Origin of the sequence: Corynebacterium sp. AOP12-C2-36 (genome assembly GCF_052379185.1) — a bacterium.
GTDB lineage: Bacteria > Actinomycetota > Actinomycetes > Mycobacteriales > Mycobacteriaceae > Corynebacterium.
Genome location: NZ_JBQSYJ010000036.1, coordinates 1 through 13935 on the forward strand (window position 1 = coordinate 1; position 13935 = coordinate 13935).

14 protein-coding genes are annotated in these 13935 nt (G+C 70.5%); all 14 read left to right on the forward strand.

Annotation, left to right across the window (positions count from 1 at the left end; genetic code table 11):
- Positions 1-219: 219 nt before the first annotated feature.
- The 14 genes from ACT3UN_RS15785 to scpB all read left to right on the forward strand — a co-directional run bounded on the left by ACT3UN_RS15785 (position 220) and on the right by scpB (position 13931).
- Positions 220-1305 carry a tetratricopeptide repeat protein gene (locus tag ACT3UN_RS15785; protein WP_301442704.1) on the forward strand — a complete coding sequence of 362 codons (1086 nt, stop codon included), beginning with the start codon at positions 220-222 and terminating at the stop codon, positions 1303-1305.
- Between the two features lie 3 nt (positions 1306-1308).
- Positions 1309-2325, forward strand: a complete 1017-nt coding sequence (locus ACT3UN_RS15790; protein ID WP_444657566.1) for an HAD-IIA family hydrolase — start codon at positions 1309-1311, stop codon at positions 2323-2325.
- Positions 2316-2498 carry a hypothetical protein gene (locus ACT3UN_RS15795; RefSeq protein WP_301442702.1) on the forward strand — a complete coding sequence of 61 codons (183 nt, stop codon included), beginning with the start codon at positions 2316-2318 and terminating at the stop codon, positions 2496-2498. The genes ACT3UN_RS15790 and ACT3UN_RS15795 overlap by 10 nt, the downstream gene beginning before the upstream one ends.
- Positions 2499-2500: 2 nt before the next feature.
- The gene (locus tag ACT3UN_RS15800; RefSeq protein WP_301442701.1) at positions 2501-3340 is read left to right on the forward strand and encodes a TlyA family RNA methyltransferase; all 840 of its coding nucleotides are present in this window, start codon (positions 2501-2503) and stop codon (positions 3338-3340) included.
- The gene (locus tag ACT3UN_RS15805) at positions 3337-4260 is read left to right on the forward strand and encodes an NAD kinase (RefSeq protein ID WP_301442700.1); all 924 of its coding nucleotides are present in this window, start codon (positions 3337-3339) and stop codon (positions 4258-4260) included. The genes ACT3UN_RS15800 and ACT3UN_RS15805 overlap by 4 nt, the downstream gene beginning before the upstream one ends.
- Positions 4261-4265: 5 nt before the next feature.
- Positions 4266-6005 carry a DNA repair protein RecN gene (recN, locus tag ACT3UN_RS15810; RefSeq protein WP_301442699.1) on the forward strand — a complete coding sequence of 580 codons (1740 nt, stop codon included), beginning with the start codon at positions 4266-4268 and terminating at the stop codon, positions 6003-6005.
- Positions 6006-6059: 54 nt separating this feature from the next.
- Positions 6060-7238, forward strand: coding sequence for a putative cytokinetic ring protein SteA (steA, locus tag ACT3UN_RS15815; protein ID WP_301442698.1), 1179 nt, complete (start codon positions 6060-6062; stop codon positions 7236-7238).
- Positions 7238-8152, forward strand: coding sequence for a copper transporter (locus tag ACT3UN_RS15820; protein WP_301442697.1), 915 nt, complete (start codon positions 7238-7240; stop codon positions 8150-8152). The genes steA and ACT3UN_RS15820 overlap by 1 nt, the downstream gene beginning before the upstream one ends.
- 69 nt (positions 8153-8221) lie before the next feature.
- Positions 8222-9883, forward strand: a complete 1662-nt coding sequence (locus ACT3UN_RS15825) for a CTP synthase (RefSeq protein ID WP_301442696.1) — start codon at positions 8222-8224, stop codon at positions 9881-9883.
- Positions 9884-9918: 35 nt separating this feature from the next.
- A complete protein-coding gene (locus ACT3UN_RS15830) occupies positions 9919-10602 on the forward strand; it encodes an NUDIX domain-containing protein (protein WP_301442695.1) in 684 nt (227 codons plus the stop codon).
- Positions 10592-11569: a site-specific tyrosine recombinase XerD gene (locus ACT3UN_RS15835; protein ID WP_301442694.1), complete on the forward strand. Its 978-nt coding sequence runs from the start codon at positions 10592-10594 to the stop codon at positions 11567-11569. The genes ACT3UN_RS15830 and ACT3UN_RS15835 overlap by 11 nt, the downstream gene beginning before the upstream one ends.
- 101 nt (positions 11570-11670) lie before the next feature.
- Positions 11671-12537 (forward strand): ParA family protein, encoded by an 867-nt coding sequence (locus ACT3UN_RS15840; protein ID WP_441583043.1) that lies wholly within the window; start codon positions 11671-11673, stop codon positions 12535-12537.
- 2 nt (positions 12538-12539) lie between these two features.
- A complete protein-coding gene (locus ACT3UN_RS15845) occupies positions 12540-13358 on the forward strand; it encodes a segregation and condensation protein A (RefSeq protein WP_301442692.1) in 819 nt (272 codons plus the stop codon).
- 24 nt (positions 13359-13382) lie between these two features.
- Positions 13383-13931 (forward strand): SMC-Scp complex subunit ScpB, encoded by a 549-nt coding sequence (gene scpB, locus ACT3UN_RS15850; protein ID WP_301442691.1) that lies wholly within the window; start codon positions 13383-13385, stop codon positions 13929-13931.
- Positions 13932-13935: the final 4 nt, after the last annotated feature.

Below are 13935 nucleotides of genomic sequence, written 5' to 3' on the forward strand. Positions count from 1 at the left end.
CACCCGGGAGGGTGTGGGAGAGTAGGTCGCCGCCGGCATTTAAACGTGAAGTGAAGGTGTGTGGTTGGAGCAGTCGCTAGTCGACTTCTCCAACCACACACTTTTTTTATGCAATTTTTCGGACACGGTCCGGTCCGCCGCCCTTCAGCCCCGGTTGGACTCCGTAGCCACCTGACCTAGAATCGGTCAGGAATCCCATCACCAGGAAGAGGTAGACAGATGAGCGAGTCCTCCGGCGGCAGCGGTTACCGCGGCAACGGTCGCGGCGGCCAAGGAAACCGGCAGGGCCAGGGTGGCCGCGGAGGCTACGGCTCAGGCCGCGACGGATCCCGCGGCAACGACCGCGGTGGCTACCGCGGACGTGACAACGACAACCGGGGAGACAACCGGGGCGGCCGGCGCGACGACCGTCAGGGCAACCGCGACGACCGCGGTGGCTACCGCGGACGCAACAACGACAACCGCGGAGAGCGTCGCGATAACCGCGGAGACAACCGCGGTGGCCAAGGCGGCGGCGACCGTCGGTACGGTGCACGCCCCAACCGTGGTGGACAGAACCAGGGCGACGACCGTCGCCGCGACCGTCACAACGGCCCCATGCGTTCGGGCTACCGCGAGGAGCGCATCAGCCAGCGCAACCAAGAACCCGAGATCCCGACGGACGTCAGCCCGAAGGAACTCGACCCCGGCATCCGCCAGGAGCTGCGCAGCCTGTCCAAGGACAACGCGGACAAGGTCGCCGGCCACCTCGTCATGGCGGCGGCCCTGATGGACAAGGACCCCGAGCAGGCCCTCGCCCACGCACGCGCCGCCAAGGACCGTGGCGGCCGCGTCCCGATCACCCGCGAGACCCTCGGCATCGCCGCCTACCACGCCGGCAACTGGAAGGAGGCGCTCACCGAGCTGCGCGCCTCCCGTCGTATGGCCGGTGGCCCCGGCCTCCTCGCCGTCATGGCCGACTGTGAGCGCGGCCTCGGCCACCCGGACAAGGCCGTCGAACTCGGCCGCAGTCCGGAAGCAGGCGAACTCGACCCCGAGGGACGCGCCGAACTGGCCATCGTCGTCTCCGGTGCGCAGCACGACCTGGGCGACATCGACGCCGCCCTGGCCGCCCTGCAGCCGGAGTCCGAGTCCACCGACCTCCCCGCCGTGACCGCCCTGCGCGTCACCTACGCCTACGCCGACGCCCTGCTCGCCACCGGCGACACCGCCGGCGCCCGCGAATGGTTCGAGCGTGCCGTGGAGATGGACACCGAGAACGTCCTCGACGCCGAGGACCGCCTCCGCGAGCTCGGGACCGCCTGAGCCATGGCGGGACTGCAGCTCCTGGACGACTACGACGTCCTGCTCGCCGACCTCGACGGAACCGTCTTTCGCGGCGGTGAGCCGGTCGACGGCGCGCGTGAGGCCCTCGACGGCCGGCGCGTCGTCTACATCACCAACAACGCGTCCCGCTCGCCCGTGCAGGTCGCCGAGCACCTGAACTCCCTCGGCTTCCCCGCCGAGGCACCCCAGGTACTGACCTCCGCACAGGCCGGCTGCGCCCTGGCCAACGACATCCTCACCGAGCAGGGACTACCGCTCGAGGGACGTCGGGCCTACGTCGTCGGTGCGGAGTCCTTCCGCGACCTCGCCCGGGACGCCGGGTTCACCGTCGTCGACAGTGCGGACAGTGCCGGCGGGGCTCCCCATGTCGTCCTGCACGGCCACAGCCCGGACAACGGCTGGCCGGTGCTCTCGGAGGCGACGCTCTGCATCCAGCGCGGTGCGGTGTACGTCGCGTCGAACATGGACACCACCCTGCCGTCGGAACGCGGTTTCCTCGTCGGCAACGGGTCCCTGGTCGCCGCCGTGGTCAGTGCCACCGGAGTGACCCCGCGCAGCGCCGGCAAGCCGCTGCCCGAGATGTTCCGGCGCGCCGTGGCGGAGTCCGGCGCCACCCGTCCGCTGGCGGTCGGTGACCGCCTGGACACCGACATCGCCGGTGGCAACGCCGCGGGCCTCGACAGCCTCTGCGTGCTCACCGGTGTGGCCACCCACACCGAGCTGCTGGGCACGCCGTACCGTCCCACGTTCATCGCCGCGAACCTGCGCGACCACCTCGACGGCTGGACCGCCGAGGCGGTGGCCGAGGGAGACGCGGTGCAGGTCGTCGTGCACGCCGGCGAGACCGGTGACGTCGAGGTCATGGCCGCAGAGGCCGTCGCCGTCGCCGCGCCGGTGGTGTGGGCGAAGCTCGACGCCGGACGCGAGCTGCAGGACGTGACGGTCGTCGCTGCCGACGGTGACCCCGCCGCAGCGTCCGCCCTGGAGGCGTGGCGGTGAACCCCGGCGACCTGGCGAGGCAGAGCCCGACCCCCGGCACCGGCGTCTTCGACGCCGACACCCTCGTCGCCGAGGTCGACGCCCTGCTGGCGTCCGACGCCGAGGGTACCGAGGAGGCGGGGCTGCTCGAACAGGCGCACCGACTGATCAACGACGCCTTGGAGGGCCGCTGAGCATGCCGAAGGCGAACAGGAGCCGGCGTCTCCAACGACTGGACGCCGAACTGGTCAAGCGCAAGGACGCCCGCTCCCGTGAACACGCCCGCGAGATGATCCTCGCCGGGCGCGTCAGCGTCAACGGGATGCGGGCCACCAAGCCGGCCACTGGTGTCGACGGGGACGTGTCGATTCGCGTCACCGAGAGCGACGACGACCGGTGGGCGTCCCGCGGGGCGCACAAGCTCCTCGGTGCGCTCGCCGCCTTCGAGGCCGACGGCCTCGATCTCGCCGGACGCCGCGTGCTCGACGCTGGTGCGTCCACCGGCGGTTTCACCGACGTGTGCCTGCAGCGCGGCGCCGCCGAGGTGCTCGCCGTGGACGTCGGCTACGGGCAGCTGATCTGGCGGCTGCAGAACGACGACCGCGTCACCGTGATGGACCGTACCAACGTGCGTACCCTCACCCCGGAACAGCTCGGCGGACCGGCGGACGCCATGGTCGGGGACCTGTCCTTCATCTCCATCGACCTGGTGCTCCCGGCGCTCGCCGACTGCATCGCCGACGGCGGCGACCTGTTGCCGATGGTCAAGCCGCAGTTCGAGGTCGGACGCCAGCGGCTCGGGCACGGGGGAGTGGTGCGCGACCCGGCCCTGCGTGCCGAGGTCACCCTGGACGTGGCACATGCGGCGCGTCGGCACGGACTGTCGACACGCGCCGTCGTCGCCTCACCGTTGCCCGGTCCCAGCGGAAACGTGGAATACTTTCTCTGGTTGGTGAAAGATGGTGGTGTGAGCGCCCCCGATGACGAGGAACTGACCACCATGGTCGACAAGGCAGTGAAGGAGGGTCCCCAGTGACCGACGACGCCCCCCGCGTCCGCGAGGTGCTCCTGGTCGCGCACACCGGAGCGGCCGACAAACTCTCCATGGCCGCCGCGGCCGCCCAACGGCTCTCCGACGGTGGGCTCACCGTGCGCGTGATGTCCACCGGCGACCCCGCACCCGTGGCCCGCCACGAGATCCTCGGGCGTTTCCCGCGCTACGGGCACACCACCGAGGCCGCCCGCGGGGTGGACCTGGTGCTCGTCCTCGGCGGGGACGGGACGTTCCTGCGCGCCGCCGACATCGCCCACGCCCAGGACGTGCCCGTGCTGGGCGTGAACATGGGCCACATCGGCTTCCTCGCCGAGTGGGAGCAGGAGTCGCTGGAGGAGGCCCTGGACCGGGTCATCGCCGGCGACTACCGCATCGAGAACCGGATGACACTGTCGATCACCGCCCGCGACACCGACGGCCGTGTGCTGGGCACCGGCTGGGCGCTCAACGAGTGCTCGGTGGAGAACCTGAACCGCCAGGGCGTGCTGGACACGATCCTGGAAGTCGACCAACGCCCTGTGAGCTCCTTCGGCTGCGACGGCGTGCTGGTCTCCACCCCGACCGGGTCGACGGCCTACGCCTTCTCCGCCGGCGGGCCGATCCTGTGGCCCGAACTGGCGTCTATCCTGGTGGTGCCGTCGAACGCGCACACCCTGTTCGCCCGCCCGCTGGTCGTCAGCCCCGACTCCACGGTGGCGGTGGAGACCAACCCGCACACCTCCCCGGCGACCGCGGTGATGGACGGTTTCCGTCAGATCCACATGCCCCCGGGTGCGCGCGTGGAGATCCGCCGCGGCCCGCAGGATGTGCGCTGGGTACGCCTGGACACCGAACCGTTCACCGACCGTCTCGTCCAGAAGTTCCGTCTCCCGGTGACCGGGTGGCGCGGACCGCGCAGGTGACGGGGATGCTGAGGGAACTCCAGATCCGGAACCTGGGTGTCATCGAGGAGGCCGTCGCCGAATTCACCGACGGTTTCACCGTGGTCACCGGCGAGACCGGCGCCGGCAAGACGATGGTCGTCACCGGCCTGAAGCTGCTCTCCGGCTCGCGGGCGGACAGTCAGCGCGTGCGCGCCGGCACCGACCGTGCCACCGTCGACGGGATCTTCCACACCGGTGGGGACACCGCCGACTCCAGGTCCGCCGCGGCGTTGGTCGACGAGGTCGGCGGCTACGTGGAGGACGGCGAGGTCGTGGCCTCCCGCTCGGTGAGCTCCTCCGGGCGCTCCCGTGCCCACCTGGCCGGACGCACCGTCGCCGCCGGCGTGCTCGCCGACTTCGCCTCCCGCCTGCTGACCATCCACGGCCAGTCCGACCAGCTCCAGCTGCTCGACCCGACCCGTCAGCTGCGCAACCTCGACCGTTTCGCCGGCCTCGACGAGGACCGGCGTGCCTACCGACGTCTGCGGCGGGAGTGGGCGACGTTGGCCCGCGACCTGAACGAGCGCACCGAGAAGCGTCGCGACCTCGCCCTGGAGGCGGAGACGTTGCGTCGGTCCCTCGACGAGATCGACGGCCTGGACCCGCAGCCCGGTGAGGACGACGAGCTCAAGGCGATGATCAGCCGGCTGCAGGACGCCGACGAGGTGCGCGACGCGGCCCTGGCCGCCCTCGCCGCGATCGACGGCGGCGACCCCGACGCCGCAACGGAGGACACCGCCGCGGTGGACTCGGTGGCCGCCGCCGCGTCCGCCCTGGCCGGACGGACGGGGGCCGAACCCCGCTTCGGCGACCTCGCCGCGCGCCTCAACGCCTTGGTCACGGACCTGGCGGACATCTCCGGGGAGATCGGGGCGACCCTGGCGGACATCCCGGCGCCGGAGAGCCTCGAGGGACTGCTGGCACGCCAGCAGGACCTGCGCGAACTGCGCAAGTACGCCTCCGACATCGACGGCGTGCTGGCGTGGCGCGACAAGGCCCACGACCGGTTGTCGTCCATCGACGTCTCCGGCGACGCCCTGGAGGAGCTGCGTGGCCGGGTCGGCGAAGCAGAGTCGGCGATGCTGGAGGCCGCGGCGGCACTGTCGGCGGCACGTACCGCGGCCGCCGGGCGTTTCGCCGGTGCCGTCAGCGACGAGATCGCCGGGCTGCAGATGTCGTCCTCCCTGCGGGTCGACGTCCGCACCGCAGGTGCCGGCACCGCCGGAGGAACAGGCACGGCCGGCCCCGGGGACTGCGGACCCGACGGTGTCGACGAGGTCGAGTTCCTGCTGGTGCAGGGCGGCAAGCCGAACTCGCTGGCCGCCACGGCGTCCGGCGGTGAGCTCTCCCGCGTGATGCTCGCCCTGGAGGTCGTGCTGGCGGGCACGGGCCGCACCATGGTCTTCGACGAGGTCGACTCGGGGGTCGGCGGACGTGCCGCGGTGGAGATCGGCCGGCGTCTCGCCCGCCTCGCCGTCGACAACCAGGTCATCGTGGTGACCCACCTGCCGCAGGTGGCGGCGTTCGCCGACGCGCACGTGCACGTCGCCAAGGCGTCCGACGACGACTCGGTGCGCTCCAGCGTGCGCACGCTGAGCTCGGCCGAGCGCGTCGAGGAGCTCTCGCGCATGCTCGCCGGCCTGGAGTCCGACACCGGGCGTGCCCACGCCGAGGAACTCCTGGAGACCGCCCGCGAGGCGAAGGTGGAGATCGGCGGGCGGTGATTACACGGCGCGTCTCGGCGCGCCTACCCCGCACACGCGGGGGCAACCGTCACAATGGTCCCCATGATCTTCTCCCGCAACGACACCCCCGGCATCCACGGCCACACCCGGGACTGCACCGGGACGAGCGTCACCGGAAAGCTGTCCGAGGGCGACATCGTCGTCGTCGACCAGCCCGACACCGGCCGTGCGCTCGCCCAGAAGTTCATCGACGCCAAGGTCGCCGCGGTGGTCAACACCGCGGCGTTCTCCACCGGCAACGTGCCGAACTTCGGGCCGCAGATGATGCTGGACGCCGGCATCGTCCTGGTCGACAACGCCGACCCCACGATCACCGACCGCCTCAAGAACGGCCGCAAGGGCCGGCTGCACGAGGGCAAGATCCTCTACGGCGACCGGTCGATCGGCAAGGGCGAGGTCCTCGACGAGGACACCGCGGTGACCCGTTTCGACGAGGCGCGGGAGACCCTCGCCGACCACATGGAGGCGTTCACCGGCAACACCGCCGAGTTCGTCCGCACCGAGGCCCCGCTGTTCATCGACGGCCTGGGTGTGCCGGAGGTCGGCGTGGACATGGACGACCGCAAGGTGCTGGTCGTCAGCCCGGACCCGGACATCGACGAGAAGCTGAAGTCCCTGCGCTACTTCATCCGCGAGTACGAGCCCGTGGTCGTGGCGGTCGACGGGGCGGCGGACACCCTGGTCAAGCACGGTTACCGTCCGCGCGTGATCGTCGGCGACCCGGAGCTGATCAGCAACGACGCGCTGAACTGCGGTGCGACGATCGTGCTGCCGGCCGAGCCGGACGGCCACGCCGCGGGCCTGGAGCGCATCCAGGACCTGGGTGTCGGTGCGATGACCTTCCCGGCGGCGACCTCGGACTCCACCGACCTGGCGCTGCTGCTCGCCGACTACCACGGTGCGTCGATGGTCGTGACCCTGGGCCCGGTGCTGGACCTGGACCGTATCTTCGACACCGCGCAGTCCCCGGACACGCCCTCGGCGATGCTGTCGCGTCTGCGCGTCGGCGGCCGGCTGGTCGACTCCACGGCCGTGGCCGAGCTCTACCGGGTCTCGCGTAGCGGCGGCGGCTGGTGGTGGGCGCTCGTCGGCGTACTGCTGGCGGTGGTGGTCATCGTGCTGATCGCCGGCTTCAGCGGTTCCGGCAACTTCGCCGACAACCTCGTCGACACGTGGAACAACATCGCCCTGCGCTTCCAGGACCTGTTCTGATGGGCGCGGGGAAGACGACGGGAGTCGTGGCACTCGGCGTGGCGGTGGGTACCGCCCTGGGCTTCTACGTGCTGGCGCCGAACGTGGAGGGCGGCCCGGCGGCCGCCGACTCCGAGACGCGCGCGGAGCTCAGCGCCGAGTCCGACCGCGCCGACCTGGCCACCGCCGAGGGCGACGCGTCCGACGAGGTGCTCTCCGGTCTCGCCGCCGACGCCGTCGGCGACGACCTCGCCGACCGGTCGGTGCTGGTGCTCGCCACCGCCGACGCCGAGGATGAGGCGGTCGACGACGTCCGCTCGCTCATCGGCGAGGCGGGCGGGGAGGATGCCGGCACGCTGCGGCTCGACGCGTCCTTCACCTCCCCGGACTCCGGTGACGAGCTGAAGTCCCTGGCGGCGGGCAGCCTCCCGGCCGGGGCGTCGTTGTCGGAGGACCGCATGGACCCCGGCTACCACGTGGGAGAGCTGCTGGGGCAGACCCTGGGGTCCGGGCGCGACGCTGCCAGCGAGTCCGACCGCGCGGTGGTCCTGGGCGCGCTCGGCAACGCCGGCTTCTTCAGCGACGGGCAGGACGACCTGTCCCCGGCCGACGCGGTCGTCGTCGTCACCGGCGGGGCCTCCGAGGGCGACGGGGACGGGAACTACTCGACCCGGTTCGTCGCGGACATGGCCACCGCGCTGGACGCCACGACCGGCGGCACGGTGCTCGCCGGCGAGAACGGTTCCGCCGCCCGCGACGGGGCCGTCGGCCTGGTCCGCGCCGACTCCGACGCCACCGAGAACGTCTCCACCGTGGACAACGTGAACACCACCGCCGGACGCATCACCGTGGTCCGCGCGCTCGCCGGACAGCTCGACGGCGACGCCGGCGCCTACGGCTCGGCGTCCAACGCCGCCTCCGCGACGGTGGAATAGAGGGTGGCGGCCCATCTCTGTTAGGCTGAAGCCCCGTAGGTTTTATCAGTTCCAACCACGGGAGTCGATGTGTCTCAGGGCCGCAGCGAGCAGCACACCAAGTTTATTTTCGTCACCGGCGGCGTCGTCTCGTCGCTCGGTAAGGGCCTGACCGCCGCCAGCCTGGGGCAGTTGCTGGTGGCCCGTGGCCTGAAGGTCACGATGCAGAAGCTGGATCCGTACCTCAACGTCGATCCCGGCACCATGAACCCCTTCGAGCACGGTGAGGTCTTCGTCACCGACGACGGGGCCGAGACCGACCTGGACCTGGGCCACTACGAGCGCTTCCTGGACCGCAGCCTCACCCAGAACGCCAACGTCACCACCGGCAAGGTGTACTCCACGGTGATCGCCAAGGAGCGTCGCGGCGAGTTCCTCGGCAAGACCGTGCAGGTCATCCCGCACATCACCGACGAGATCAAGTCCCGCATCCTCGCCCAGGCGCTGCCGGACGCCGACGGGGTCCGTCCGGACGTGGTGATCTCCGAGATCGGCGGCACCGTCGGTGACATCGAGTCCCAGCCCTTCCTCGAGGCCGCCCGTCAGGTGCGCCACGAGGTCGGCCGGGAGAACATCTTCTTCATCCACGTCTCCCTGGTGCCCTACCTGGCTCCCTCGGGCGAGCTGAAGACCAAGCCGACCCAGCACTCCGTGGCTGAGCTGCGCAGCATCGGCATCATCCCGGACTCCATCGTCCTGCGCTGCGACCGTGAGGTCCCGGAGGGACTGAAGTCGAAGATCGCCCTGATGACCGACGTCGACGAGGAGGGTGTGGTGTCCTGCGCGGACGCCGCCTCGATCTACGACATCCCGCGGGTGCTCTACCGCGAGCACCTCGACTCCTTCCTCATCCGCAAGCTCAACCTGCCGTTCCGCGACGTGGACTGGACCGTGTGGGGCGGGCTGCTCGACCGGGTGCACTCCCCGAAGGGCGAGGTGACCGTGGGGCTGGTCGGCAAGTACATCGACCTGCCGGACGCCTACCTCTCCGTCGCCGAGGCCATCCGCGCCGGTGCGTTCGGCGAGCAGGTCAAGGCCAAGGTGCGGTGGGTCGCCGCCGACGACTGCGCCACCCCGGAAGGCGCGGCGAGCGCGCTGGAGGGCTGCGACGCGGTGGTCGTGCCCGGCGGCTTCGGCATCCGCGGCATCGAGGGCAAGATCGGCGCGATCACGCACTGCCGTGAGAACCTGGTGCCGATGCTGGGCATCTGCCTGGGCCTGCAGTGCACCGTCATCGAGGCCGCGCGTCACGCCGGCATCGAGGACGCCTCGTCCACCGAGTTCGACGAGAACACCCCCTCCCCGGTGATCTCCACGATGGCCGAGCAGCAGGCGGCGGTCTCCGGTCAGGCCGACCTGGGCGGAACGATGCGCCTGGGCGCCTACCCCGCGGTGCTGGAGGCCGGCACCGTGGTGGCCGACGCCTACGGCGAGACCGAGGTCTCCGAGCGTCACCGTCACCGCTACGAGGTCAACAACCGCTACCGCGAGCAGATCGCGGAGAACTCCGACCTGGTGTTCTCCGGCACCTCGCCGGACGGCACCCTCGTCGAGTTCGTCGAGTACCCGACCTCCGTGCACCCCTACCTGGTCGCCACGCAGGCGCACCCCGAGTACAAGTCGCGTCCGACGCGTCCGCACCCGCTGTTCAGCGGCCTGGTGCGCGCCGCGGTGGCGCGGCAGGGCAAGTAGGACGCGCAGGACGCGGGGGAGCCAGAGGAGGCCCAGTGGAGTACCGCATACTGTCCAGCGAACTCCTGGTGGACGCCCCGGTCGTCGCACTGCGCCGCGACCGGATCACCACGGCCACCGGCGAGGCCCGGCGTGAGGTGGTCGAGCACTTCGGTGCCGCCGCGATCGTGGCGCTGCGGAATTCCCCGCGGGATTCCCCGTCCGATTCGTCGCAGCCCGGGCGTCCCGAGGTGATGCTGGTCCGCCAGTACCGCCGCCCCGTGGACCGCTACCTGTGGGAGCTGCCTGCCGGCCTGCTGGACATGGCGGGGGAGGATCCGCTGAGCACGGCGCGACGTGAACTCGCCGAGGAGGCGGGGCTGTCCGCCGGGCGCTGGCACCTCCTGGGCGACATCTGCCCCTCACCGGGGATCAGCGAGGAGATGTGCCGCATCTTCCTCGCCGAGGACGTCCACCCCCTGACCGCGGAGGACGCCGCGGAGCTGGAGGAGGCCACCGGCGAGGAGGCCGACATGACCTCCCGCTGGACACCGGTGGACGAGGCGGTGGACATGGTCCGCCGCGGCGAGATCGTGAACGCCACGGCCGTCGCCGGTCTGCTGCACCTGCACGCCGGCACACGCCGGGACGTCTCCGAACCCTTCGACCACCACTCCGGTCTGGCCGAACGGCGTCAGGGGGGACTGGCGCGGGGGACGGACATGAAGCATGTGCGCTGACGCCGCGGCTGATGCCGGGGCTGACCCAGACGCCGCGGCCGACGCCGACCGGCGTCGCGTCCGCGCCTGGATGCGGCACCTGCGTACCGAACGCGGACGCAGCGCGAACACCCTCGACAACTACGGTCGCGACATCGACCGTTACCTGGGGTGGCTGGCGGACGGGGGCCTGGACATGACGACGGTGACCACGGGGGACATCGAACGTTTCATCGTCGACCTGCGTACCGGTTGCGCCGCGACGGGCGGGCGGGCGTTGGCGCAGTCCTCGGTCGCACGGGTACTCAGCGCCGTCCGCGGGCTCCACAGGTTCACCGCCGCCGAGTCGGGCCTGCCGGACGTCGTGGCCGAGGTGCCCCTGGCGCCCGGGCGCAGGGACCTGCCGAAGGCGTTGACGACCGACCAGGTGCTCCGGCTGATCGAGGCGTGCCCCGAGGGCGAGGCCGCCGGACCGCTGAACCTGCGCGACCGGGCGCTTGTCGAGCTGCTGTACTCCACCGGCGCACGAATCAGTGAAGCCACGGCCCTTGACCTCGATGACATCGACCGCAACGACGGCCTGGTGCGCGTGCGGGGCAAGGGCGGCAAGGACCGCATCCTGCCGGTGGGTGGGCCGGCCCTGTCGGCGTTGGACGCCTACCTCACCCGGGCGCGTCCCCAACTGGCTCAACGCAGCCGGCACGGCGCGGACGCCGCCGCCCTCCTGCTCACCGCCCGCGGGGGCCGTCTGACCAGGCAGTCCGGGTACAAGATCATCTCCGGGGCCGCCGAGCGTGCGGGCCTCGGCGAGATCTCGCCGCACAGTCTGAGGCACAGTTTCGCCACCCATCTGCTCACCGGCGGGGCGGACGTGCGGGTGGTGCAGGAGCTGCTCGGGCACTCGAGTGTGTCGACCACGCAGATCTACACGAAGGTCACCCCCGACCTGCTTCGGGAATCCTGGGCGGAGTCGCATCCGCGTGCGTGATAATCTGAACCGTGTGATTTGTTCATCGTGGTGGCGTGATGCGCTCCCCTCGGAGCCACCGAGGATCAACGGCACCGAATCAAGGAAGGGAGCTTGACGAGATGGCTCGTTCATCAGAAGGCCTGTTCGACAAGCCCCAGGTCGGTCTCACCGGACGCCCGCTGCGCGAGATTCCGCGCCCCGCGGCGCTCGACCGGCACGGCCCGGCGACCGTCATCGCGATGTGCAACCAGAAGGGCGGCGTGGGCAAGACCACGTCGACGATCAACATGGGCGCCGCGCTGGCGTCCTACGGGCGTCGCGTCCTGCTCGTCGACCTCGACCCGCAGGGGGCGCTCTCGGCGGGGCTGGGCATCGACCACGAAGAGCTCGACGTGACGATCTACAACCTGCTGGTGGACAACACCGCCACGATCCACGAGGCGCTGCACTCCAGCCCGGTGGAGGGCCTGGACGTGGTCCCGGCGAACATCGACCTGTCCGCCGCGGAGATCCAGCTCGTCAACGAGGTCGGCCGGGAACAGGCGCTCGCACGTGCCCTGCAGCCGGTGATGAACGACTACGACTACGTGATCGTGGACTGCCAGCCGTCGCTCGGACTGCTCACCGTCAACGCGCTGAGCTGTGCCGACAGCGTGATCATCCCGATGGAGTGCGAGTACTTCTCGTTGCGTGGTCTGGCGCTGCTCACCGACACCGTGGAGAAGGTCCGCGACCGCCTGAACTTCCGGCTCGAGGTCACCGGCATCCTGGTGACCATGTTCGACCGGCGCACCAACCACTCCCGTGAGGTCATGGAGCGTGTCGTCGAGGTGTTCGGGGACAAGGTCTTCGACACCGTGATCACCCGGACCGTGCGCTTCCCGGAGACCTCGGTGGCGGGGGAGCCGATCACCTCCTGGGCCCCGTCCTCCGATGGCGCCCACCAGTACCTTGACCTCGCGGCCGAGGTCGTCGAAAGGACCTGAGGGTGGGCGAGGTTCCGGAGCACGTCGAGCAACCGGAGCTCACCGGGTTCCGGGTCGCCCTGGCCAACTTCGACGGGCCCTTCGACCTGCTGCTGCAGCTGATCCACTCCCGCAAGATGGACGTGACCGAGGTCGCCCTGGCGACGGTCACCGACGAGTTCATCTCCTACACCCGCTCGTTGACCGGCAGTGTCGACGACCTGGACGAGGTGACCGAGTTCCTCGTCGTCGCCGCCACGCTGCTGGACCTCAAGGCCGCACGGTTGGTCCCGCGCGGGGAGGTCGAGAACGAGGAGGACCTGGCCCTGCTGGAGTCCCGCGACCTGCTGTTCGCCCGCCTGCTGCAGTACCGCGCGTACAAGTCGGTGGCTGGACTGTTCGCTGAATGGCAGCGCGACGCCGACCGCAGCTACCCCGTCCAGCTCTCCCCGGAGGAGCACTTCACCGACCTCATGCCACCGGTGGAGCTGGGGCTGACACCCGAGCAGTTCGCCGAGCGGGCGGCGGCGGTGTTCCGTCCGACCCCGTCCGAGGTCTCCACCGGGCACCTGCACGCCCAGGAGGTGTCCGTCCCGGAGCAGGCCGGGCACATCCTGTCGACCTTGCGGGTCGCCGGTGCGGAGACCTGGGTCAGTTTCAGTACCCTGATCTCGGACTGCGAGGTGTCGATGAAGGTCGTCGGACGGTTCCTCGCCCTGCTGGAGCTCTACAAGGCACGCGCGGTGGGCATCGAACAGCCCGAACCGCTCGAGGAGATGACCGTGGCGTGGACGGGGCTGAACGTGGACCCTGCCGTGGTCGCGGCTAGTAACTGGGACTGAATCAACGTTGAGAGGATGCTGGACATGGAACCGGTGAGTGTCGTTCGTAGTCGTCTGGAGTCGCTGCTGCTCGTCTCCGACGAACCGACCTCGGCCGTCGACTTCGCCCGAGTGCTGGAGACCTCCGAGGAGTCGGTGACCGACGCGTTGCAGGAGATCGCCACGGAGTTCTCGGACCGGGGGATGGGGTTCGAGCTTCGTGAACGCGATGGACTGTGGCGGTTGTACACGCGACGGGAGAACTCGGCGACGGTGGAGGCGAAGATTCTCGACGGTTCGCAGCAGCGACTCTCCCGGGCGGCGTTGGAGACCCTCGCCGTGGTGGCCTACCGCCAACCGGTCACCCGGTCGCAGGTCGCCGGCGTGCGTGGGGTGAACTGTGACGGGGTGATGCGCACGTTGGCGTTGCGCGGCCTGATCGCCGAGGTCGGTGTGACCGGGGAGGTCGGTGGTGCACACCTGTACGCCACCACGGACCTGTTCCTGGAGCAGTTGGGCATCGAGTCGCTCGAGGCGCTGCCGAACCTCGCACCGTTGCTGCCCGACGTGGACGCCATCGACGCCCTCGACTAAGGTG

What these genes read in the sequence shown, in the direction of transcription:
- ACT3UN_RS15785 (WP_301442704.1), top strand. Translation starts at nt 220, where the DNA reads ATGAGCGAGTCCTCCGGCGGCAGCGGTTACCGCGGCAACGGTCGCGGC.
- ACT3UN_RS15790 (WP_444657566.1), top strand. Translation starts at nt 1,309, where the DNA reads ATGGCGGGACTGCAGCTCCTGGACGACTACGACGTCCTGCTCGCCGAC.
- ACT3UN_RS15800 (WP_301442701.1), top strand. Translation starts at nt 2,501, where the DNA reads ATGCCGAAGGCGAACAGGAGCCGGCGTCTCCAACGACTGGACGCCGAA.
- recN (WP_301442699.1), top strand. Translation starts at nt 4,266, where the DNA reads ATGCTGAGGGAACTCCAGATCCGGAACCTGGGTGTCATCGAGGAGGCC.
- steA (WP_301442698.1), top strand. Translation starts at nt 6,060, where the DNA reads ATGGTCCCCATGATCTTCTCCCGCAACGACACCCCCGGCATCCACGGC.
- ACT3UN_RS15820 (WP_301442697.1), top strand. Translation starts at nt 7,238, where the DNA reads ATGGGCGCGGGGAAGACGACGGGAGTCGTGGCACTCGGCGTGGCGGTG.
- ACT3UN_RS15835 (WP_301442694.1), top strand. Translation starts at nt 10,592, where the DNA reads ATGTGCGCTGACGCCGCGGCTGATGCCGGGGCTGACCCAGACGCCGCG.
- ACT3UN_RS15840 (WP_441583043.1), top strand. Translation starts at nt 11,671, where the DNA reads ATGGCTCGTTCATCAGAAGGCCTGTTCGACAAGCCCCAGGTCGGTCTC.
- scpB (WP_301442691.1), top strand. Translation starts at nt 13,383, where the DNA reads ATGGAACCGGTGAGTGTCGTTCGTAGTCGTCTGGAGTCGCTGCTGCTC.